Raw genomic sequence first — 262 nt, 5'->3', positions numbered from 1 at the left:
TTCTTTCAACAAAAAGTACAACACCACCTCATCCACCCTACATTCATTTACGCCCACCCCCTTCACATTTCTCCTTTCCCCAAAAACAATCATCACCACTCTCCCTTCACCCACCCCTTCCAATTCTTCATCCTTCCCACCCAACATCCTAACCCGTTCACTCACCTCAATCATCCAATCCATCAAACCCAACCTTTTCAACCGCAACTCAAACAAAAACACCAACCTAATCATCAACCACATCAAATCCATCAAGACTTCA

Annotated in this window: 1 protein-coding gene; it reads right to left on the bottom strand. The window is 44.3% G+C overall.

Annotation, left to right across the window (positions count from 1 at the left end; all coding sequences use genetic code 11):
* A partial coding sequence (locus FS736_RS24930) for a hypothetical protein (RefSeq protein WP_222125113.1) occupies positions 1-183 on the bottom strand: 183 nt, incomplete at its 3' end.
* Between the last annotated feature and the right edge of the window lie 79 nt (positions 184-262).

The organism is Cytobacillus oceanisediminis 2691, from assembly GCF_007678455.1.
In the GTDB taxonomy this organism is placed as follows: domain Bacteria; phylum Bacillota; class Bacilli; order Bacillales; family Cytobacillaceae; genus Mesobacillus; species Mesobacillus oceanisediminis_A.
Note: the sequence above shows the minus strand (reverse complement) of the source record. Positions and strands in the feature narration are given on the sequence as shown.